This is a genomic window from Kosakonia sp. S42 (genome assembly GCF_016624785.1).
GTDB lineage: Bacteria > Pseudomonadota > Gammaproteobacteria > Enterobacterales > Enterobacteriaceae > Kosakonia > Kosakonia cowanii.
The window spans coordinates 21,877-40,604 of sequence record NZ_JACVTW010000005.1 but is presented as its reverse complement, the minus strand read 5'-3'; the positions used below and the strand labels follow the sequence as shown (position 1 = coordinate 40,604).

Sequence of the window (18,728 nt, the reverse complement as noted above, 5' to 3'; positions counted from 1 at the left end):
GCTCACGCTATCACCTCGGATTGGCTTGTGGCGATGTGGGAACTGCTACCGGAGACGCAGGGGCTGGCGCGGGGGCTGCCGGCTCTGCGGGCTCAGGCTGTGTAATGGCGCTTATTGGCGCACTTTGACTCTCGGCGTTCTCATGCAGAATGGCCGCTTCTGCCTGTTTGTTGAGCACCAAAAGACTTATTCGGCGGTTGATGGCTTCATCAGGTCCGCGGTTGACCAGGCGCATGGTGGCGGCCATGCCGACAACACGCATTACCTTGCCATCATCCAGCCCACCGGCAACCAGCTCGCGGCGCGATGAGTTTGCACGATCGGCTGAGAGCTCCCAGTTGCTGTACCCTTTGTCGCCGTTGGCGTACGGGGCATCATCGGTATGACCGGAAAGACTCACTTTATTCGGGATGCCGTTAAGCACCGGGGCAATCGCCCGTAAAATATCGCGCATGTAAGGCTCGACTTCCGCGCTGCCGGTTTTAAACATCGGCCGGTTCTGGCTGTCGATAATCTGGATGCGCAGCCCTTCCTGTACGAGATCGATCTTCAGATGCGGGCGCAGGGCGCGCAGCTTCGGATCCGCTTCGATCAACTGGTCCAGATCGCCGCGCAGTTTGCTCAGGCGCGACTGCTCCATGCGTCGTTTCAAATCATCAATATTCGGCTGTTTTTGCACTTCGCCTTGTTGCTGGGTGTAGTCATCGCCACCGCCCGGAATGGGGCTGTCGCTATTCGAAATACGCGGCCCACCGGTGACCGCTGTTGCCAGCGGCGTGCGGAAATACTCCGCAATCTGAATCAACTCTTTCGGGCTGGAGATGGAGATCAGCCACATAACAAGGAAGAACGCCATCATCGCCGTCATAAAGTCGGCATAGGCGATTTTCCACGAGCCATGACCGCCGCCACCATGGCCTTTATGTTTTTTACGTTTAACTACGACGATAGGATGGGCCTGATTTTTCATGCGTCCTCGGTTGTCGTCTGTTGGTTAGGGTTGCGGACAGCACGTACGTGCTCATCCAGCTCGACAAACGATGGACGCTCGCTTGAGTAAAGCGTTTTACGACCAAACTCGACCGCGATCGGCGGTGCATAACCGTTCAGGTTCGACAGCAGCGTGATCTTGACGCACTGCATCATCTTGGCGGTTTCCGCACTTTTCTGGCGCAGCACGCTTGCCAGCGGCGAGATAAAACCGTACGCCAGCAGGATGCCGAGGAATGTCCCCACCATCGCGTGGGCAATCAGTGCGCCCAGCTCTGCCGCCGGACGATCCGCCGAAGCGAGTGCGTGAACCACGCCCATTACCGCCGCAACGATACCGAACGCCGGAAGCGAATCGCCGACCGCCGCGAGGGCGTTAGCAGGCACTTCTGCTTCACTCTCGTGGGTCTCGATCTCTTCATCCATCAGCGCTTCGATTTCGAAGGTGTTCATGTTGCCGCTGATGATGAGACGCAGGTAATCGACAATAAACTCGAGCATGGTGGCGTCGGCCAGAATGCGCGGGTAGCTGGCGAAAATCTCGCTCTCTTTCGGGTTCTCGATATCTCTTTCGAGGGAGAACATCCCCTGCTGACGTGATTTCGCCATCAGGCGATAGAGCAGCGCCAGCAGATCCATATACATACTTTTGGTGTACTTAGAGCGGCGAAACAGCAGCGGCAACGCTTTCATTGTGCCTTTGATGGCTTTGCCGTTGTTGCCCACAATGAATGCACCCACACCCGCCCCGCCGATAATAATCAGTTCAGAGGGTTGATACAGTGCCCCAAGGTGACCGCCGGTCATCATATAACCGCCTAAGACTGCACCAACTACTATCAGGTAACCTAATACGATAAGCACGACATCATCCTTCTGCTAATGACTAAGGCTTAAGAGAAACATTTCGGAGGGTTTTCACGAACGGCGGGCAAAAAAAAGCAGCGGCATTAAAGCACCGCTGCTGGAGTTTTGATTCCACCTGATTCGGTTAAACAGCCTGATCGATCTGTTCTTCCAGCAGTTGTGGAATAATATCGGCAGCTTCCGGCGAAAGTTTACGTCTTTTTACCGCGCGGGACGGCGGCTGGCATAAACTGCAGGCAAAGCTACCAACGGGCTGATGAGCATGGGTAACAAAGTTACCGCTGCAGCAGTTACAGCGCGACAACTCCAGCATTCCGCTTTCCACGAAACGGACCAGCGTCCAGGCGCGAGTCAGCGCCAGAAGCGGGCCTTCATCCGAATGAGGGCACTGTTCGAGGTAGAGTCGGTAAGCTTTAATGACTGCGTCAACGCCGCTGCACAGACCGGTTTTTAACAGAAACTGCCAGGCGTTGCAGAACATCGACGCGTGGATGTTTTGTTCCCAGGTCATAAACCAGTCGGTGGAGAATGGCAGCATGCCTTTCGGCGGCGGGCTACCACGCAACTCTTTATAGAGTTTGATAAGACGACCGCGGCTAAGCTGCGTCTCACTCTCCAGCATCTGTAAACGCGCACCCAGCGTAATCAGTTCCATTGCTAACTGAATGTCGCGTGCTTCCTGAACAATGCTTTTCTCACTCATAGTTAAGCCCTTTTCTTCCTGGCCGCGTCGCCGTTTTTAGATGATTCGTTGAGCAGGCGGGTTGAAAGCAAAATTCCGGTATGGACTTGCTGCAAGTCATCCACACGCGATTCCTGGGTCAGACGAGTGATGGTCTGATGATTGTCGAAACGGAACTGACAAATAAGCTGATTGGTTTCAGCCAGTTTCACCATTTGTGGCAGGGTTAACTCACCCAGCGTGTTTGCCATCTCTTCATTGATCCCTAAACGGAACATGGCGGAGGCTTTGTCCTGGCTAATAAGACGCTGAGCAAGGAGTAAATATGACAGATTGATATCGTAAACGTGTTTCAGCAACTCGGATGTATGCATTTTTCCCATCCAGAATAACCAACTTGAATCTTATGCGGCTAAGCCGCACCCCGTGATGTCGCCGGGAAAAAACCCGGTATAAAAAAGAAAGGCTAAATGCATAACTGACTCAGGATCTCGCAAGCAAGGCGCTTCGTTGAGATGTTAATGCCTTGCTGCTCTCTTAATCATTTCTTACAAAGAACTAAGATTTTTCCTAATTCGACGCAACTGTACTCGTAGGTGCTGAGACATACAATCTGAACAGAGCGGGAATTTGAAATTTTTGTGATCCACGTCACATAATTTACGTGATTATTGATCAGAAATCTATCAGTCTCGCTTGTGATTTGATGTTTTATTACTCGATTGCACCCTTTTTTATTCCACTAGTACGAATACTCATGCAGTACCAGGGGCTAAAAACCGCGACTGGTCAGAGGTATGACGTGCTGGAATGGCTCGATTCAGCAAAACGTATCTATTGCAGACACATAAATAAATATACTTACAAAACAATGAGTTAAGATTTTAGTGTGGCTAATTAGTTGACTTAAGTAACCATTTCAATTTCGTTAATGAGCCTGATGATCGGCGGAGGAATTTAGCGATATATTCTTTAAATTTCAGTTAGGTATTCAATTTTCGTTAACTTGCTTATTATATGTACGCTCTGTTACGTAAGAAAAATTAATGAATATTTATGATTACCTTCACAGAGCAGCAATGTTTGTGGCTTGCACTGGAACGTGAAACAGAGTAATGGTGAGAAAAACTGGAATACCCGTGGAGAACGCAATGGCCTACGCGCATCTTCTGGTTGCGGTGGCGATGACACCCGAAAGTCGTCAGCTGCTCGCCAAAGCGATTGATATTGCTCGCCCTTCTCACGCCCGCATCACATTAATTACCTTTGCCGCCGACCCTGAACTCTATAATCAGCTTGCTGCGCCGATGATGGAGAGTGTCCGAACTCTGCTGCAGGAAGAATTGCAACAGTTTCTTAACGAACTTGTAACCAGTGCACATTATCCGATTGAACAGACGCTTATCGCCACGGGCGAATTATCTGAACATATATCCCATGTCTGTCGTACCAGGGGTGTCGATCTGGTGATATGCGGCAATCACAACCAGACATTTTTCGCGCGCGCGGCCTGTTCGGCGAAGAGTATTGTGAAGACGAGTGAAGTGGATGTGCTGCTGGTGTCACTGGAAGGATAAAAAAACGCTCCCGATTCTGCGAGAGCGTTCTGTTTTACGGCTTAAGCCAGTTTCGGGAAGGTCGCCACTTTGTTTTGTAGCTCGCTCTGCGCGCTACGTGGCGAGATTTGCTTTAGGTCGCTGATAAACCTCTCCTGCCAGTGGTCGATATCATTCTCCTGAATGATCTTCAGCATCTCCGCATGGCGCGAAATACGCTCTGCCAGCGGCATGCGCAGCGCACGGTCAAGCGCCGCAGCCACATCGTCACGATCGTAAGGGTTGACCAGCAACGCGGAGGTCAGCTCGTTCGCCGCACCGGCAAACTGCGACAGCACCAGCACACCCGGGTTTTCCGGATCCTGCGCCGCCACATACTCTTTCGCTACCAGGTTCATCCCGTCACGCAATGGCGTGACCAGACCCACTTCGGCGTAACGGAAGACCTTCATCAGCACTTTGCGATCGAAATGCTGGTTGAGGTAGTAGAGCGGCGTCCAGCCAAGCTGGCCATATTTACCGTTAATGCGCCCCGCTTCTGTCTCCAGCTGGTGACGGATATCCTGATAAGCCTGCACTTCGCCGCGCGAGGTCGGCGCAATCTGCGTATAGCGGATTTTGCCGTGGTGCTCGGGGAATTTCTCCAGCAGTGTCTCATAGGCGAGGAAACGCTCCGGCAACCCTTTGGAGTAGTCCAGACGCTCAACAGAGAAGATGTTCTTCACATTCTTCAGCTCGGCTTTCAGCTGCGCAAGCTTAGGCGGCAGCGGGCCGGATGCCTGCTGAGCGATCTCATTCGGCTCAATACCGATTGGGTAGACTTCGGTACGGAAATTTCTGCCCCACGCCATGTGCTCTTTACTGTTACGCGTGCTGAGACGCGTCTGCATCGACACGCTGTCGAGAAACGCGGTGCGGTCGCTCTCAGTCTGGAAGCCGAGCAGATCGTAATCGCACAGCTGCTCCAGCAGCTCCGCATGCGGCGGCAGCGCGTTGAAGATCTCCGGCGTCGGGAAAGGAATGTGCAGGAAGAAGCCAATCTGATTTTTTACGCCGCGTTTACGCAGCTCGCTGGCAAACGGCAGCAGGTGATAGTCGTGGATCCAGAGGATGTCATCCTCTTTCAGCAGCGGCACCAGCTTATCAGCCAGTAAGGCATTCACTTCCTGATAGCCATCCCACGCTTCGCGCTGGAATTTCACCAGGTCAAGACGGTAGTGGAAAGCGGGCCACAGCACGGCGTTAGAGAATTGGTTGTAATACTGCTCGTGATGCTCTTCGCTGAGATTGAAGGAGACCCAGGTAATGTTCCCTTTGCTCACCTCTTTCAACGGTTGATCTTCATCGCCGATTTCGCCGCTCCAGCCAAACCAGACGCCGCCTGCGGCTTTCAGTGCGCCCAAAATACCGACTGCCAGTCCGCCAGCACTGGCTTTTTTATCATCAGGCGGTGCAATTCGATTAGATACTACGACTAAGCGACTCATAGCCATCTCTCCTGTTTGTTAGCGCCTTTTCTTCTTGTTTTTGATACTCGGACATACGTTCCAACCAGTCATGAACATCGCGAACGTCGTTCAGCCGCCACTGGGCGTGGGTTTCGCCTGAACCGACTTTAATCGAGATACCGCCCAGTTTATTGACGGTTTCAAAACCATGCTCATCAGTAAGATCGTCACCAAGAAACACCGGTTTCCTGCCGGTGAAGGGCGGCGTGCGCAGAAAGGCTTCAATGGCCGCGCCCTTATGAATGTCGGACGGTTTCAGCTCAACCACGCATTTGCCTGGCTGCATGGCCAGCTGCGGGAAGGTCTCAACCATCTGTTGTGCCAGGGCAAAGACCGCGTCTTCATGCTGCGGTGCCTGGCGATAGTGCAGTGCGAATGCCATCCCTTTGGTTTCCAGCACGACGCCGTCAAGCGACGCCAGCCCGTGCCGAAGCGCCTGCTCCAGCGGAATAAGTACCTCTTTCGGTAATGTCACCCGTTCAGTTTGACCTGTGATATCGCGCCGCTCTGCGCCGTGAACACCGGCAAGCGGGAAACGATACGGTTTAACGAGCTCATCAAGCTCGCTAATGGAGCGCCCTGAAATCAACGCCAGCGCGCCGTTATTCATCTCTGCAAGCAATGAAAGTCTGGTCAGCACCTGTTCCGGAATAAAAACATCATCCGGGCGCGGTTTAATATCAGCGAGGGTGCCATCCAAATCGAAAAAAAAGGCAAAATCACCGGAAAAGAGAGGCGGTTTTGATAACGCGTCGTCCACCCTTGTTTCCTCCTTACAGTCATCGTGTGAGCCGTTATTAATCTACGGCCCCATTATCATTAGCCATGTAAGTATAGACAGTGTGACGCTGCTCGCCATTTTAACAATGAAAGACCAGCCGCATTAGCGGCTGGTTAAAGGGGGAATTACACTAAAAGGTTGTGTCGATAATTTAAGCAGTTAGCATCACACCGTGCGCTTCGCTTTCTGCTTGTAACGGTCGAAGATCACCGCTGCCAGCAGGATCAGACCGCGGACGACATACTGCGAGAAGGGGGAGATATTCAGCAGGTTCATGGCGTTCTCAACGGTGCCAAGAATCAGAATACCTGCCACTACATACGAGATTTTTCCTATGCCGCCCTTGAGCGAAACCCCACCCAATACGCAGGCCGAGATGACAATCAGCTCATAACCGATGGAGGTCATCGGCTGTCCGCTGGTCATACGCGAAGCGAGAATAATCCCTGCAGCAGCCGAGACCAGCCCGGAAAGCACAAAGATGATGATTTTGGTGCGTACCACCGGCACACCCGCCAGCCGCGCTGCCTCTTCATTACCGCCAATCGCCAGCGTGTTGCGGCCAAAGGTGGTGCGGTTAAGCAGGAAGCCGAAGATAATCAGACAGCCGACCGTCAGCCAGATTGGCGCCGGCAAGCCCAGCCAGTTTGCGTAACCCAGCTCGAAGAAGCGCTCATCTTCGATGCCGACCGCTTTACCATCAGAGATGATATAGGCCAGCCCGCGCACAATCTGCATGGTCGCAAGGGTGGTGATCAGGGCGTTGATCTTTAAGCGGGCAATGACGAAGCCGTTAATAAAGCCGCTGACCACACCGAGCAGCAGACCCGCGGCGACGCCAATCCACAAGCTTTCGCTAAGGTTAATCACCACCGCCGTGGTCACACCGGCGCAGGCAATCACCGAGGCGACCGAGAGATCGAAATCGCCGGAGGCGAGGCAGAAGAGCATGCCGCAGGCGACCATCCCGGACATTGAGATCGCCAGCCCCAGCCCCTTCATATTGACGAAGGAGGCGAAGTTCGGCACAAACACCGCGCAGCCGATAAACAGCACCGCGAAGACCACCAGCATGCCAAACTGATCCCAGATGCGCCCGACGCTAAAGGGCGACTTTTTCGGCGCGCGGGCCGTTGTTAAAGATGACATCGTATTCTCCTCACTCAGGCGACCGCCTGGCTCACTTTTGGCATAGCCAGGCTCAACACCTGCTGTTCATCACCCTGACCGTGTAACACCTCACCGGCAATCTCCCCTTCGCGCATTACCACGATGCGGTCGGCAACGCCGAGCACTTCGGGTAAGTCACTTGAAGCAAAGAGCACCGCGACGCCACGCGCGGCCAGCGCGTATATCACGTTGTAGATCTCATGCTTGGCACCCACATCAATACCGCGCGTCGGCTCATCAAGCAGGATCACTTTCATCTCCTCCGACAGCCAGCGACCGAGGATTGCCTTCTGCTGGTTGCCGCCGGAGAGATTCATAATCAGCTGTTCGGCGCCGGGGGTTTTGATATTGAGCGCGCGAATATGGTGCGCGGCGTTCTCGCTCTCCCAGCCATCGTTAATCAGGCAGCCTGCGCGAATGTATTTGCGCCGGGCGCTGATATTGATGTTCTCCTGCACCGAGTGCACCGGGATAATCCCTTCGGCTTTACGATCTTCCGGGCAGAGCATCATCCCTGCGCGAATGGCGTGGGCCGGTTTCTGGATGTTGATCGCTTCGCCATCGATAAAGACCTGCCCTTCGGTGATCTTCGTCCCGCCGAACAGCCCTTTCATCAGTTCGCTGCGCCCGGCACCGACCAGACCGAAGAGGCCGACAATTTCGCCGCTGCGCACGCTTAAGCTGATGGGCGTGCGTACGCCCGGCGCTTTAACCTGCTCCAGGCGCAGACGCTCTTCGCCACAGGGGCGCGGCTGCCAGCCGTAGATATCGCCCAGTTCGCGCCCGACCATTGCCTGCACCAGTTGATCGTGGTTGACCTGCTGCATATCGCTGAAGGTGCGCACGTAGCGACCATCTTTAAACACGGTAATAGCGTCGCTGAGGGCAAAAATCTCCTCCATGCGGTGGGAAACATAGAGGATCACCCTGCCCTCTTTGCGCAGTTCGCGGATCACGCGGAACAGATTGTCGATTTCACGTGCTGAAAGGGAGCTGGTCGGTTCGTCAAAGGCGATCACTTTGGCGTTGCGCGCCAGCGCTTTGGCAATCTCCACCATCTGCCATTGACCGATAGAGAGATACTTGAGCGGCGTCTGGGGATCGATATCCAGCCCAAGATGCTGCAATTGCAGGCCCGCTTCGTAGTTGAGCAGCGAGCGGTTCACAATGCCGCCTTTTTGCGGCAGTTGACCAAGGTAGATATTTTCCGCGACGGTCATCTCCGGCACCAGGTGCAGCTCCTGATAGATGATCGCCACACCGGCATTCAGCGCCGCAGTGGTGTCGCTAAACACCACCTCTTCGCCTTTAATCGCCAGCGTGCCGCCGGTTGGGGCGTAGTTACCGCTGAGGATTTTTAGCAGGGTGGATTTCCCCGCACCATTTTCGCCCATCAGCGCGTGCACCTGCCCGGCATAACAGTCAAAGGTGATATCGCTCAGCGCTTTGACGCCGGGAAAGGTTTTGCTGATGCCGCGAAACGAGAGATAGGGAGTGGAGTGTTGCATAACGTCTCCGTGAAGCAGTTGAGGGTACGACAGGCTCCCCGTTTACACGGGGAGCGCAACCGACAGAGCCTTACAGTCCTTTCTTCGCCAGCTCTTCTTTGAAGTTATCGCGGGTGATCAGCACCACATCGGTCACCGCAGTGAACTTCGGCGGCTCAACGCCTTTGGTCACCCAGTTGTAGAGCAGCTCGCTGGTTTTATAGCCATGTACGTCCGGGCTTGGCAGCAGAGAGCCATAGAAGCCGGTGGCCTGCCCTTTCGACAGCTCGCTCACCGCATCAACACCATTAATACCGATGCCAATCACATCTGCCGCTTTAAAGCCCTGGCCTTCGGTGGCGCGCACGCCGCCCAGCACGGTGTTATCGTTCATACCGAGCACCAGCCAGTGTTTCACTTCCGGATGCTGTACAAGCAGGGAGTTACCGGCATCGAATGCGCCGGGGATATCGTTAGATTTGGTCGGCACCTGGTAGATCTGTTTTTCAGGGAAGCCGGCTTTTTTCAGCGCGTCCATCGAGCCGGAGGTACGGCGACGGGCGGTGTCGAGTTCGTTCGCAGTAATGGCCATCACGCCGGTCTCTTTCACATCCCAGCCGCGTTTTTGCATCTCTTTATAGAGCTCTTCGCCCTGGCGCGCGCCGATTTCGCTGGCTGCCATCATCACCAGCGGAACGGTGTCCATCGGCTTGCCTTTGGCATTGACGAACTGGTCATCGACGGCGATCACTTTCATGTCGTAACCGCGTGCTTTTGCCATGATAGCGGAGCCGAGTTTCGGATCCGGCGTACAGATGACAAACCCTTTCGCGCCGCTGGCCGCCAGGCTATCAATGGCGTTCAGCGTTTTTTCGCCATCCGGGACGGCGATTTTAATCACCTCGAAACCTAACTCTTTGCCCGCTTTGTCAGCGAATTTCCACTCAGTCTGGAACCAGGGCTCTTCCGGCTGTTTAACCAGAAACCCGAGCTTCATGGTTTCAGCGATAGCGGATTGTGACATAACGGCAGCCAGGCCGATGGCCGCCAACGCTTTAGTGAATTTGTGCATGGTAAACTCCGGCTTAAACACGCTTTTATGTAGGGAACAGAAATAATTGGTATTGTTAAAAGTTCAAAAAACAAGGCATTAGCGCCCATGCATCAGATGGACATCTGTGCTGGAAATAGTTTTAGCGGGAAATTGATTCTCCATAGGAGAGCGGCATCACACGGCTGAATTACAGTAATTCCGTACATAAATTCAGCGGATTTAGCCATAAAGTCAGCGGCTTTTGTCAGACAAATCGCAAGGGTGAAAGCAGGATAATCCATAACGTCAGCCAGCTTATCCTTGTACCCGACCGCAGGGCGCGGCCGGGCGAAACGATCACCAGCGGTAGTAGATATGATCGGCGTGATCGCGAACGGGTTTTTCGTCACCCAGCAGGCGTGCAGCAAGGGTGAAGGCGAAGTCGAAAGCGTGTCCCAGCCCTTTGCCGCTGATCAAGTTGCCATCTTCAACGACCGGTGCATCGACATACTCGCCGTCTTGCACTTGTTGATAGAGATCGCCGGAGCAGACATACCGACGCCCGTTCAGCAGATTGTTGCCGCCCAACACGCGCGCAGCGGCGGAGCAGATGGGGCAGATCAGTTTCCCTGCCGCATCGTGGGCTTTAATAAATTGCACGACGTCGCTGCTGGCGGCGAGGTTGACGCTGCCCTGCGGCCCACCGGGGAGGACGATGGCATCAAACAGCATCTCTTGCCGCTCTGGCAAGGTGCTGTCTGCCACCATGGGAATGGCGTGATAACTGACCACCGCGCGGGAATCCGCGCAGGCCAGCGTCTCTACTTCAATCTCTAAGCGGCGCAAAATATCAATGGTGATAATCGCTTCCGCTTCTTCAAAACCCGGCGCTAACAATACCGCCACTTTTTTCATGACCGACTCCTTGCCGTTGAGGTCAGGTGAAACAGGTGGCGTTATTGTTGATCAAAACAGCGTTTCAAAATCCTCGCTGCGTCACAGACCCGCTGCCGGGATTCGATAAAGTGCGCGTTAGTGCGCTTCGCCCTGCGGGGTGAACCTCAGTTCAATCAGCGCAATGGCTTTTTGAATCGCGCGGCGCGTCACCGGATCGGCGGCAGCAGGATGGGTCGAGAAGTCGATGGTTTTAAGCTGGTTAGCCATTTTTTCACGCACTTCAACCGGCGCGATAACGTCAATCACATCCAGGATCTGTTTGATGACCAGCTGGCAGGCGACAACGTCAGAGACCAGCTCCTGGTCGGCGGGGGTGTTTTGCGACATGGGAAGCTCCTTATTGAAAGGGCGCCATAGTAGCGGGAAACAGCGGGCAAGAGTAGTTTTGCGCGCGACCGCGTTGCGCAGAGACAAAAAAACCTGCCGCAGCAGGTTTTTTTATTCTCAGAACATCGCGCCAGGCGGGACGTCTTTGAAGGTCTTGCAATAGGTTTCAAACATATGCTTCAGGATCTTACGCAGTTTCATTATTCACTCCGGCAAATAGTCAGGCAGGTGTTGAGCCTTAATGGGCGACATAATATGACGCCCGTCACAAAAATCAATCTATCTGCGATCGAAATCACGTTTCAAAAATCGAAAATGGCGTAGTTTTATTAGCAATCTAATGACAAATCCGGCAGTTAGCGCGCTAAAAATATTTTTAGCTTCTTCAATTATTTTTTGTGGATGGCAGAGCCTTAATGACCGACAGTTCCCCTGCGCAAACGCGAGGCGCGGTTTCTCCCGCTGCATTACTGGTAGCGGGCGCCTTCTTTATGGAGTTTATTGACGGCACGGTGATCGCCACCGCGCTGCCGGATATGGCAAAAACCTTTGGCGTCGAAGCGGTGGCGCTCAATATCGGCATCAGCGCCTATCTGATCACTCTCGCCGTCTTGATCCCCGCCAGCGGCTGGATCGCCGATCGCTTCGGCGCGCGCACCATCTTTACCCTGGCGCTGGCCATCTTCACCTTCGCCTCGGTGCTGTGCGGCCTCTCCACCAGCGTCGAGATGTTTGTGGCGATGCGGATTTTGCAGGGGATGGGCGGCGCGCTGATGGTGCCGGTCGGGCGGCTGGCGGTGCTGCGCACCACGCCGAAACATCAACTGATTACCGCCATCGCCACGCTTACCTGGCCAGCGCTGGTGGCACCGATTATCGGCCCGCCGCTCGGCGGGTTTATTACCCACTACGCCGACTGGCGCTGGATCTTCTTTATTAATGTGCCGCTCGGCCTGCTGGGGATGGCGCTGGCGCTGCGCATTATTCCCAACATCCGCGAAGAGGAGCGCCGCCCCTTCGACTTAACCGGCTTTCTGACCACCAGCATCGCGATGGTGAGCCTCGTTTACGCAATGGAAGCGCTCGGTTCGCAACACCCGCAGGGTGGATTGACGCTGGCACTGCTGATGCTCGGCGCGGTGATGTTTGCCTTTACGCTGCGCCATTTTCGCCGCCATGCGTGGCCGATGATCCGCCTCGACGCGATGCAGGTGCCGACTTTTCGCGTCACCATGTATGGCGGCTCGCTGTTTCGCGCCTCGATCAGCGCGGTGCCGTTTCTGCTGCCGCTGCTGTTTCAGGTCGGATTTGGGATGGATCCCTTCCATGCCGGGCTGCTGGTGCTGGCGGTGTTTGCCGGGAATTTGTCCATTAAACCGGCGACCACGCCGCTTATCCGCTGGCTCGGCTTTCGTAAGCTGCTGTTGATTAACGGCGCGCTAAATGTGATTGCGCTGCTGGCCTGCGCCTTTCTTACTGCCGATACGCCGGTGTGGCTGATCTTTGTCATCCTCTACCTTGGCGGCGTTTTTCGCTCGGTGCAGTTTACCGGCGTCAGTACGCTGGCGTTTGCCGATGTGCCTGCCGCGCAGATGAGCTATGCCAATACGCTGTTTAGCACGGCGACACAGCTGGCGGTGGGTCTTGGCATTACGCTTGGCGCGATTGGCATTCGCCTTGGCGAGCATATCAGCGGCTGGTTAGGAATCGCCGGGATGGAGGGGATTAGTTTCCGGCTGGCGTTTGTCTTTATTGCGTTGCTCTGTCTGGTGGGAATGATTGATACGCTGCGCTTGACGAAGGATGCCGGCAGCGCGGTGTCGCAGAAAAGCCGTTAAACAGCAATGCCGGATGGCGGCTTACGCCTTATCCGGCCTACGAGGGCGAACAGTGAAATTTGCTCCGCGTAGGCATGATAAGCGTAGCGCCATCAGGCAAAGCAGACACCGGTGGCAAGCTGCCTGCCCGTAGGCCTGATAAGCGCAGCGCCATCAGGCAAGGGGGTTATCAGGCCAGCACTTCGCGTACGAAGGCTTCGATCTCTTTATTCTGGCAGTTCTCGAAGAAGCACTGCTGGAAACGCTCGCCGGAGACGGCGGTTTTCACCAGCTCGCGATCGATGGTGCGCAGCGTATCGAGATAGTTCTCTTTCACCACCGCTGCTTTTACCTGGTTCAGAATGCCAGCGTTACGCACCTGCGGCTCTTTACGCTCCGGCGGGTAACCTTCCCCGTTGCGGCCGGTAAAGGCTTTTTCAAAGATAAAGCGCACGTTCAGCTCGGCACCCCAGCCAAAGCCTTTGGCGAACGGCAGCGCCAGCGCGTTACCGTTGTTGATCTGCGCGAACAGGAACGCATCGGCCGGATCGATACAGTAACCGCAGACCACGCCCGGATGGATGTTCAGCGACATCAGCGCGCCCTGCCCGGTGCCGCAGCCGGTCACCACGAAATCTACCGCTTTAGAGTTGAGCAGAATGCTGGCCATAATGCCGAGGTGGATATAGGTCAGATGATGGTCATTTTCGTCGCTCATGCCGACGTTATACACCGGGAAATCTTTCTCATCGGCTACGGTTTTCAGCTCTTTGAGAATGATGGCGTTTTTCGCCGCCTGGCTGTTTTCCATCATCAGTGCAATTTTCATTTTCATCTCCTGTAGACGTGCTTCGGATAGCAAAGGTTACCTAAACCTTACTACCTCACAAACATACTTTCAAATTTAGTGAAAAATGGTTTTAAAAATCAAAAGCCGCCTCACAGTTTTGAGCGGCCCGCTTGAGCCGTCCTGATTAGTAGAGGGTGTTCGGGGGGTTATTCCGTCGATTGCCGCACAAAGGGGGCGATTAAGATGAGAAGATGCAAAAAATGAAGCAGAGCAACGTCATGAAGAGAGTCGTTATTGCCGCCACGCTGTTACTCCTTGCCGGGTGCACCATCACCAAAGAAGCAGAAGTGAGCAGTGTGGACACCACCAGCGGTGTGGTGCGTCTGAGCTTTAACCAGCCGATGATGCAGACCGCACGGTATGATGAGTATGTCGCCCAGGGCACCGCCAACAAACAGTGCCAGCAGCTGGGTTATGCTACCGCTGTGCCGTTCGGCCAACCGGTACAGACCTGTAGTTTGATCAGCGGTTCAGGCTGTATGAACACCAAAATCACCATTCAATATCAGTGTCGCGGTATCGCTATCGATCCCAACCGCGCGGCCTGGTAAATTCTTAAGCCAGCCATTAGCGCTGGCTTTTTCTTTTATTAATAATCAAAACAATTCTCATTCATTTAAATATCCCTCCGGCAATGCGTGTTATTCGCATTCTCTTTATTAAGCAAACGCTTTATTATTTTACCTTTTGCAAATAATTAAATAACAAATTATAGTGGCGGCACTTTCCCCTGTTATATTTTTAATTCCGGAGCCGTGCGATGTTAAAAGCAGAGATGATTGAAAAACTCAACGAACAGATGAATCTGGAACTCTTCTCCTCCCTGCTCTATCAACAGATGAGCGCATGGTGCAGCTATCACAGCTTTGAAGGTGCCGCCGCGTTTCTGCGCCGCCATGCGCAGGAAGAGATGACCCATATGCAGCGCCTGTTCGACTACCTGACGGACACCGGCAGCCTGCCGCGCATCGCCAATATTGCTTCACCGGTCGCAGAGTATGCCTCCCTTGATGAACTGTTCCGCGCGACTTACGAACATGAGCAGCATATTACGCAAAAAATTAATGAGCTGGCGCATGTTGCGATGATGTCACAGGATTATCCGACCTTTAATTTCCTGCAGTGGTATGTTGCCGAGCAGCATGAAGAAGAGAAACTCTTTAAATCGGTAATTGATAAATTAACGCTGGCGGGTAAAAGTGGCGAAGGCCTCTACTTTATTGATAAAGAGCTGGCGACCCTCGACGCACAAAATTAATAACAAAGGCGGTTCAGTTAATTCTGTACCGCCTTTTTCTTCTGCTCCAGACCATTTCTCTCTGCTTATCCCCCCTCTGCAAAATACTGCCTGCTTCCGTACTCCACACCCCCGGTGTTAGCTCTTTCTCATCCGTGCGATAAGCTGTAAACAAAAGATTACAACAGATGTAACGGTCATTTGACGAAACGGTGGAATTATCTTACTCTGCGCCGCGTATTGCGTGTGCAGCGTGCTAAGAAATAGAGGAAAGTGTGAAAAATCGGGCACTTGGAAGTGTATTTATTGTCGCCGGCACCACCATTGGTGCGGGCATGCTGGCGATGCCGCTGGCGGCGGCGGGCGTAGGGTTTGCAACGACGTTGGGGCTGCTGTTCATCTTATGGGCCGTGATGTGTTATACCGCCCTGCTGCTGCTTGAGGTTTATCAGCATGTTCCGGCTGAGACCGGGCTCGGTACACTGGCGCAGCGCTACCTGGGTCGTTACGGTCAGTGGATCACCGGCTTCAGCATGATGTTTCTGATGTATGCGCTAACGGCTGCCTATATCAGCGGTGCTGGTGAATTGCTCGCTTCAAGTATCAGTGAATGGTTCAACGTATCGCTCTCCTCAAGCGCGGGCGTGCTGATCTTTACGCTGGTCGCTGGCGGCGTGGTCTGCATCGGCACCTCACTGGTCGATCTCTTTAACCGTTTTCTCTTCAGCGCCAAAATCCTCTTTTTAGTGATCATGCTGGCGCTGTTAATGCCGCACGTACACCAGGCGAACCTGCTGACTATGCCGCTGGAAAAAGGGCTGGCGCTCTCGGCGTTGCCGGTGATTTTTACCTCGTTTGGTTTTCACGGCAGCGTGCCGAGCATCGTCAGCTATATGGGCGGTAACATTCGCCAGCTGCGCAAAGTGTTTATCACCGGTAGCGCCATTCCGCTGGTGGCTTATATCTTCTGGCAGCTGGCGACGCTTGGCAGCATCGACTCCCATACTTTTATCGGCCTGCTGGCCAGCCAGTCGGGGCTGAATGGCTTGTTGCTGGCGCTGCGCGATGTCGTCGCCTCTGCGCATGTTGAGCTGGCGATCCACCTCTTCGCCGATCTGGCGCTGGCCACTTCATTCCTCGGCGTTTCGCTGGGTCTGTTCGATTATCTGGCCGATCTCTTTCGCCGCCGCAATAACGTCAGCGGCCGTTTGCAAACCGGCATCATCACCTTCCTGCCGCCGCTGGCGTTTGCCCTCTTCTATCCGCGCGGTTTTGTGATGGCACTCGGTTATGCAGGCGTTGCGCTTGCGGTATTAGCCCTGCTGCTGCCATCAATGCTGGCGTGGCAGAGCCGCAAGCACCATCCGCAAAGCGGTTATCGCGTGCTGGGCGGGAAACCGGCGCTCTGCCTGATCTTTGCCTGCGGCATCGCCATTATTACTATTCAGTTTTTGATTGTGGCTGGATGGTTGCCGGAAGTGGGTTAACTGTGAAAGCGTGCGGGGTTCAATCCCTTTATTGAGAAAGGTCGCCAGCTGGCGGCCTTTTTTATGGCGGTGCTGAATGGCGAAATCCTGACGAAGCCAGATTTCAGGCACAAAAAAACCACCTTTCGGTGGTTTCACGACACTGCTTATTGCTTTGATTATTCTGCTTTTTCCCCATGGTACCCGGAGCGGGACTTGAACCCGCACAGTGCGAACGCCGAGGGATTTTAAATCAGTTGTGTAGTTATGCAAAAACAGAGGGTTAGTGTTGTTTTTCATAACATTCACTGAGATTATAAGTGTTTTCATTCAAAGTGTTACCGTTACTATCGAAGCCATTGATGAAAAAGCATTCAATTTCCAGCGTTTGGCGAAACAATCAAACGGAGGCGTAATGTTCACCCCGGAATTTATAAATGAAGAACGCGGCGAGTTTGTACTTGTGGCCAACCACAGTCTGGCATCACCGGAATCGATAAAACTCAGTATTGCATACAATATTGCCAGAATAAGCTGGGGACTATCGCAGCTTCCACCGCACATTCAAACTTGCCGGGTCGTCTATGACATCAGAGGACAATCTATCCCTGATAAGACTCAGGCCTTGGTCAGGCAAGCGCTTGAGCAGGTAGCAATTGTGGAGTTTAGAAGCTGATGGGACTCCAGTTAGTTATCAAAGCAGAACGTAACAAGATAGAAAAAGCATTGGGAGCGCTGGCATCAGAATGTGAAATATTTCCGGTCGATGAAGGCCTTTTCGGTATTTCTGTTTCGGAGCGAAGTCTCTTATCTGCGGGTGAAGTTGCCGTGCTAAAAAAACTCGAACCACTCACACGTTTTGACCTGTGGCACGGAGCCTGGCAAGAACCCAAGCGACGTTGGCTTTGGTGAGTTTCAGCGCTGAGCGAGGTAAGGAAGTCGCATTGCATGTTGGGCGCAGATCCCCTGTTCTCATTAGCAAAGCGGCTAAGGTTCTCAATATTGCTCCTGGCACAAAGCGGCTCTTAATATAGGAACCGCTGTCATGGGGTGTCAGGGGCTGGAGGTTCAAATCCTCTCGTGCCGACGAAATTCCCCAATTAAACCTGAGATTTACGGCTTGTTTTTTATGCCTGAAATTTGTCTAAGGTAAAACCAAGGTAAAATGAAGGTAAAACCCCTGACAAATTACATTACCGGACAGTCGTCAAACTCCCCTGTCCTGGCGTCGTTGATGATGTAGTAGGCCACCCCTTTGAATACCGGGCGGCCGTCGTAGTACTCATTAGAGATCTGGCATGTCACTTACGGGTGATCCAGTTCTTCCAGCCTCGGTCGTGGGTGAAACCGCAGCTGCAGCATTTGCATTTACTCATCCAGATGACACATCACGATCGATCCTTCTACCGGCGTGGCAGACATATCCAGAAACAGCAAAGCACCTCTCTTTATCGTTTCACGGCACGAATTTGACGCGGCACGCCAGAAGTAAGTTACAGAAGGTACGCGAATGAGTTCATGGTCGAGTGATATCTTCTCATCCATATAATTAGCAGCAGCAAAAGGAAATCCCATCTTAGACCTCCGTTCGGGTTGTACATCATGAACATGCGGAATTCTCGCTCTTGCTGAGAGATATCTTTGAATATGCTGACGTAGCTCTCAATCCACTCATTATCCTGGCGCAGCGTCCAGTCCCCAGTTAAATCGTGAGCACACCTTCACAAAATCTGCCGTAGTAACCGTGCGTCGCCCGCTAAGCTCCATAACTATAACCTGCCTGAATGCTGTATCAATATCGTCTCTTCCTGGCGTGATATGTACCCCTTATCGCTTTTTTATATACATATTTTGAGAGCTTCATTCTTTCCAGTTCAAATCGAAAAAAATCATCAAGCTTCTGATAGGTAAGCAGTTTTAAGCAAGTTTCCAGGCTCAGGCAACAGGAATAAACTCTTACAGTTTGTTAAAGATTAATTTCGGCGTGTAATCACTGATTC

General features: G+C 53.3%; 21 protein-coding genes. 7 read left to right on the top strand and 14 right to left on the bottom strand.

Going from position 1 to position 18,728, the window contains the following annotated elements; all coding sequences use genetic code 11:
• Nucleotides 1–10: 10 nt before the first annotated feature.
• From motB to flhD, 4 genes are all read right to left on the bottom strand, one after another.
• The gene (motB, locus tag IAE50_RS08880) at nucleotides 11–970 is read right to left on the bottom strand and encodes a flagellar motor protein MotB (RefSeq protein ID WP_023480067.1); all 960 of its coding nucleotides are present in this window, start codon (nucleotides 968–970) and stop codon (nucleotides 11–13) included.
• The gene (motA, locus tag IAE50_RS08875; RefSeq protein WP_094420765.1) at nucleotides 967–1,854 is read right to left on the bottom strand and encodes a flagellar motor stator protein MotA; all 888 of its coding nucleotides are present in this window, start codon (nucleotides 1,852–1,854) and stop codon (nucleotides 967–969) included. Before motA ends, motB begins: the two co-directional genes overlap by 4 nt.
• A 127-nt stretch (nucleotides 1,855–1,981) precedes the next feature.
• The gene (flhC, locus tag IAE50_RS08870) at nucleotides 1,982–2,560 is read right to left on the bottom strand and encodes a flagellar transcriptional regulator FlhC (RefSeq protein WP_042714166.1); all 579 of its coding nucleotides are present in this window, start codon (nucleotides 2,558–2,560) and stop codon (nucleotides 1,982–1,984) included.
• Between the two features lie 2 nt (nucleotides 2,561–2,562).
• Nucleotides 2,563–2,913 (bottom strand): flagellar transcriptional regulator FlhD, encoded by a 351-nt coding sequence (gene flhD / locus IAE50_RS08865; protein WP_023480187.1) that lies wholly within the window; start codon nucleotides 2,911–2,913, stop codon nucleotides 2,563–2,565.
• Between the two features lie 777 nt (nucleotides 2,914–3,690).
• Here flhD and uspC point away from each other — a divergent pair.
• A complete protein-coding gene (uspC, locus tag IAE50_RS08860) occupies nucleotides 3,691–4,116 on the top strand; it encodes a universal stress protein UspC (protein ID WP_094420767.1) in 426 nt (141 codons plus the stop codon).
• A gap of 41 nt (nucleotides 4,117–4,157) precedes the next feature.
• Here the strand turns inward: uspC and otsA are convergent, their stop codons facing one another.
• From otsA to azuC, 8 genes are all read right to left on the bottom strand, one after another.
• Nucleotides 4,158–5,582: an alpha,alpha-trehalose-phosphate synthase gene (gene otsA, locus IAE50_RS08855; RefSeq protein ID WP_076770072.1), complete on the bottom strand. Its 1,425-nt coding sequence runs from the start codon at nucleotides 5,580–5,582 to the stop codon at nucleotides 4,158–4,160.
• Nucleotides 5,557–6,363, bottom strand: coding sequence for a trehalose-phosphatase (otsB, locus tag IAE50_RS08850; protein ID WP_200580069.1), 807 nt, complete (start codon nucleotides 6,361–6,363; stop codon nucleotides 5,557–5,559). The genes otsA and otsB overlap by 26 nt, the downstream gene beginning before the upstream one ends.
• A 186-nt stretch (nucleotides 6,364–6,549) precedes the next feature.
• Entirely contained in the window at nucleotides 6,550–7,533 is a 984-nt protein-coding gene (gene araH / locus IAE50_RS08845; RefSeq protein WP_023480059.1) for an L-arabinose ABC transporter permease AraH, read from the bottom strand.
• A 14-nt stretch (nucleotides 7,534–7,547) separates the two neighbouring features.
• Nucleotides 7,548–9,062, bottom strand: a complete 1,515-nt coding sequence (araG, locus tag IAE50_RS08840) for an L-arabinose ABC transporter ATP-binding protein AraG (RefSeq protein WP_124968026.1) — start codon at nucleotides 9,060–9,062, stop codon at nucleotides 7,548–7,550.
• Between the two features lie 70 nt (nucleotides 9,063–9,132).
• A complete protein-coding gene (locus IAE50_RS08835) occupies nucleotides 9,133–10,113 on the bottom strand; it encodes an arabinose ABC transporter substrate-binding protein (protein WP_023480146.1) in 981 nt (326 codons plus the stop codon).
• A 318-nt stretch (nucleotides 10,114–10,431) separates the two neighbouring features.
• The gene (locus tag IAE50_RS08830) at nucleotides 10,432–10,989 is read right to left on the bottom strand and encodes a DJ-1 family glyoxalase III (protein ID WP_200580068.1); all 558 of its coding nucleotides are present in this window, start codon (nucleotides 10,987–10,989) and stop codon (nucleotides 10,432–10,434) included.
• A 117-nt stretch (nucleotides 10,990–11,106) separates the two neighbouring features.
• Nucleotides 11,107–11,358, bottom strand: a complete 252-nt coding sequence (locus IAE50_RS08825) for a DUF2766 family protein (RefSeq protein WP_042715805.1) — start codon at nucleotides 11,356–11,358, stop codon at nucleotides 11,107–11,109.
• A 117-nt stretch (nucleotides 11,359–11,475) separates the two neighbouring features.
• Nucleotides 11,476–11,559, bottom strand: a complete 84-nt coding sequence (azuC, locus tag IAE50_RS08820) for a stress response protein AzuC (RefSeq protein ID WP_017458329.1) — start codon at nucleotides 11,557–11,559, stop codon at nucleotides 11,476–11,478.
• A gap of 215 nt (nucleotides 11,560–11,774) precedes the next feature.
• Between azuC and IAE50_RS08815 the strand changes: the two genes are divergently transcribed.
• A complete protein-coding gene (locus IAE50_RS08815; RefSeq protein WP_200580067.1) occupies nucleotides 11,775–13,196 on the top strand; it encodes an MFS transporter in 1,422 nt (473 codons plus the stop codon).
• 169 nt (nucleotides 13,197–13,365) lie between these two features.
• On the opposite strand, the gene IAE50_RS08810 is transcribed toward IAE50_RS08815, so the two are convergent.
• Entirely contained in the window at nucleotides 13,366–14,004 is a 639-nt protein-coding gene (locus IAE50_RS08810) for an RpiB/LacA/LacB family sugar-phosphate isomerase (RefSeq protein WP_042714919.1), read from the bottom strand.
• A 239-nt stretch (nucleotides 14,005–14,243) separates the two neighbouring features.
• Here IAE50_RS08810 and yecR point away from each other — a divergent pair, with 239 nt between their 5' ends.
• From yecR to IAE50_RS08785, 5 genes are all read left to right on the top strand, one after another.
• A complete protein-coding gene (gene yecR / locus IAE50_RS08805; RefSeq protein ID WP_042714920.1) occupies nucleotides 14,244–14,576 on the top strand; it encodes a YecR family lipoprotein in 333 nt (110 codons plus the stop codon).
• Between the two features lie 209 nt (nucleotides 14,577–14,785).
• Nucleotides 14,786–15,283 (top strand): non-heme ferritin, encoded by a 498-nt coding sequence (ftnA, locus tag IAE50_RS08800; RefSeq protein WP_023480186.1) that lies wholly within the window; start codon nucleotides 14,786–14,788, stop codon nucleotides 15,281–15,283.
• A 254-nt stretch (nucleotides 15,284–15,537) separates the two neighbouring features.
• Entirely contained in the window at nucleotides 15,538–16,749 is a 1,212-nt protein-coding gene (gene tyrP, locus IAE50_RS08795; protein ID WP_200580066.1) for a tyrosine transporter TyrP, read from the top strand.
• A gap of 265 nt (nucleotides 16,750–17,014) precedes the next feature.
• Nucleotides 17,015–17,404: a hypothetical protein gene (locus tag IAE50_RS08790; protein ID WP_232045365.1), complete on the top strand. Its 390-nt coding sequence runs from the start codon at nucleotides 17,015–17,017 to the stop codon at nucleotides 17,402–17,404.
• Nucleotides 17,404–17,640: a hypothetical protein gene (locus IAE50_RS08785; protein WP_200133650.1), complete on the top strand. Its 237-nt coding sequence runs from the start codon at nucleotides 17,404–17,406 to the stop codon at nucleotides 17,638–17,640. The genes IAE50_RS08790 and IAE50_RS08785 overlap by 1 nt, the downstream gene beginning before the upstream one ends.
• Nucleotides 17,641–18,096: 456 nt before the next feature.
• Here the strand turns inward: IAE50_RS08785 and IAE50_RS25975 are convergent, their stop codons facing one another.
• Nucleotides 18,097–18,303, bottom strand: a complete 207-nt coding sequence (locus IAE50_RS25975) for a S24 family peptidase (RefSeq protein WP_232045364.1) — start codon at nucleotides 18,301–18,303, stop codon at nucleotides 18,097–18,099.
• Nucleotides 18,304–18,728: the final 425 nt, after the last annotated feature.

Bases quoted from the DNA above. Each gene is read 5' to 3' on its own strand.
- flhC (WP_042714166.1), bottom strand. From the start codon at position 2,560: ATGAGTGAGAAAAGCATTGTTCAGGAAGCACGCGACATTCAGTTAGCA.
- ftnA (WP_023480186.1), top strand. From the start codon at position 14,786: ATGTTAAAAGCAGAGATGATTGAAAAACTCAACGAACAGATGAATCTG.
- IAE50_RS08835 (WP_023480146.1), bottom strand. From the start codon at position 10,113: ATGCACAAATTCACTAAAGCGTTGGCGGCCATCGGCCTGGCTGCCGTT.
- motB (WP_023480067.1), bottom strand. From the start codon at position 970: ATGAAAAATCAGGCCCATCCTATCGTCGTAGTTAAACGTAAAAAACAT.
- flhD (WP_023480187.1), bottom strand. From the start codon at position 2,913: ATGCATACATCCGAGTTGCTGAAACACGTTTACGATATCAATCTGTCA.
- IAE50_RS08825 (WP_042715805.1), bottom strand. From the start codon at position 11,358: ATGTCGCAAAACACCCCCGCCGACCAGGAGCTGGTCTCTGACGTTGTC.
- uspC (WP_094420767.1), top strand. From the start codon at position 3,691: ATGGCCTACGCGCATCTTCTGGTTGCGGTGGCGATGACACCCGAAAGT.
- IAE50_RS08810 (WP_042714919.1), bottom strand. From the start codon at position 14,004: ATGAAAATTGCACTGATGATGGAAAACAGCCAGGCGGCGAAAAACGCC.
- IAE50_RS08830 (WP_200580068.1), bottom strand. From the start codon at position 10,989: ATGAAAAAAGTGGCGGTATTGTTAGCGCCGGGTTTTGAAGAAGCGGAA.
- araG (WP_124968026.1), bottom strand. From the start codon at position 9,062: ATGCAACACTCCACTCCCTATCTCTCGTTTCGCGGCATCAGCAAAACC.
- IAE50_RS08815 (WP_200580067.1), top strand. From the start codon at position 11,775: ATGACCGACAGTTCCCCTGCGCAAACGCGAGGCGCGGTTTCTCCCGCT.
- azuC (WP_017458329.1), bottom strand. From the start codon at position 11,559: ATGAAACTGCGTAAGATCCTGAAGCATATGTTTGAAACCTATTGCAAG.
- araH (WP_023480059.1), bottom strand. From the start codon at position 7,533: ATGTCATCTTTAACAACGGCCCGCGCGCCGAAAAAGTCGCCCTTTAGC.
- otsA (WP_076770072.1), bottom strand. From the start codon at position 5,582: ATGAGTCGCTTAGTCGTAGTATCTAATCGAATTGCACCGCCTGATGAT.
- IAE50_RS08785 (WP_200133650.1), top strand. From the start codon at position 17,404: ATGGGACTCCAGTTAGTTATCAAAGCAGAACGTAACAAGATAGAAAAA.
- IAE50_RS25975 (WP_232045364.1), bottom strand. From the start codon at position 18,303: ATGGGATTTCCTTTTGCTGCTGCTAATTATATGGATGAGAAGATATCA.
- yecR (WP_042714920.1), top strand. From the start codon at position 14,244: ATGAAGAGAGTCGTTATTGCCGCCACGCTGTTACTCCTTGCCGGGTGC.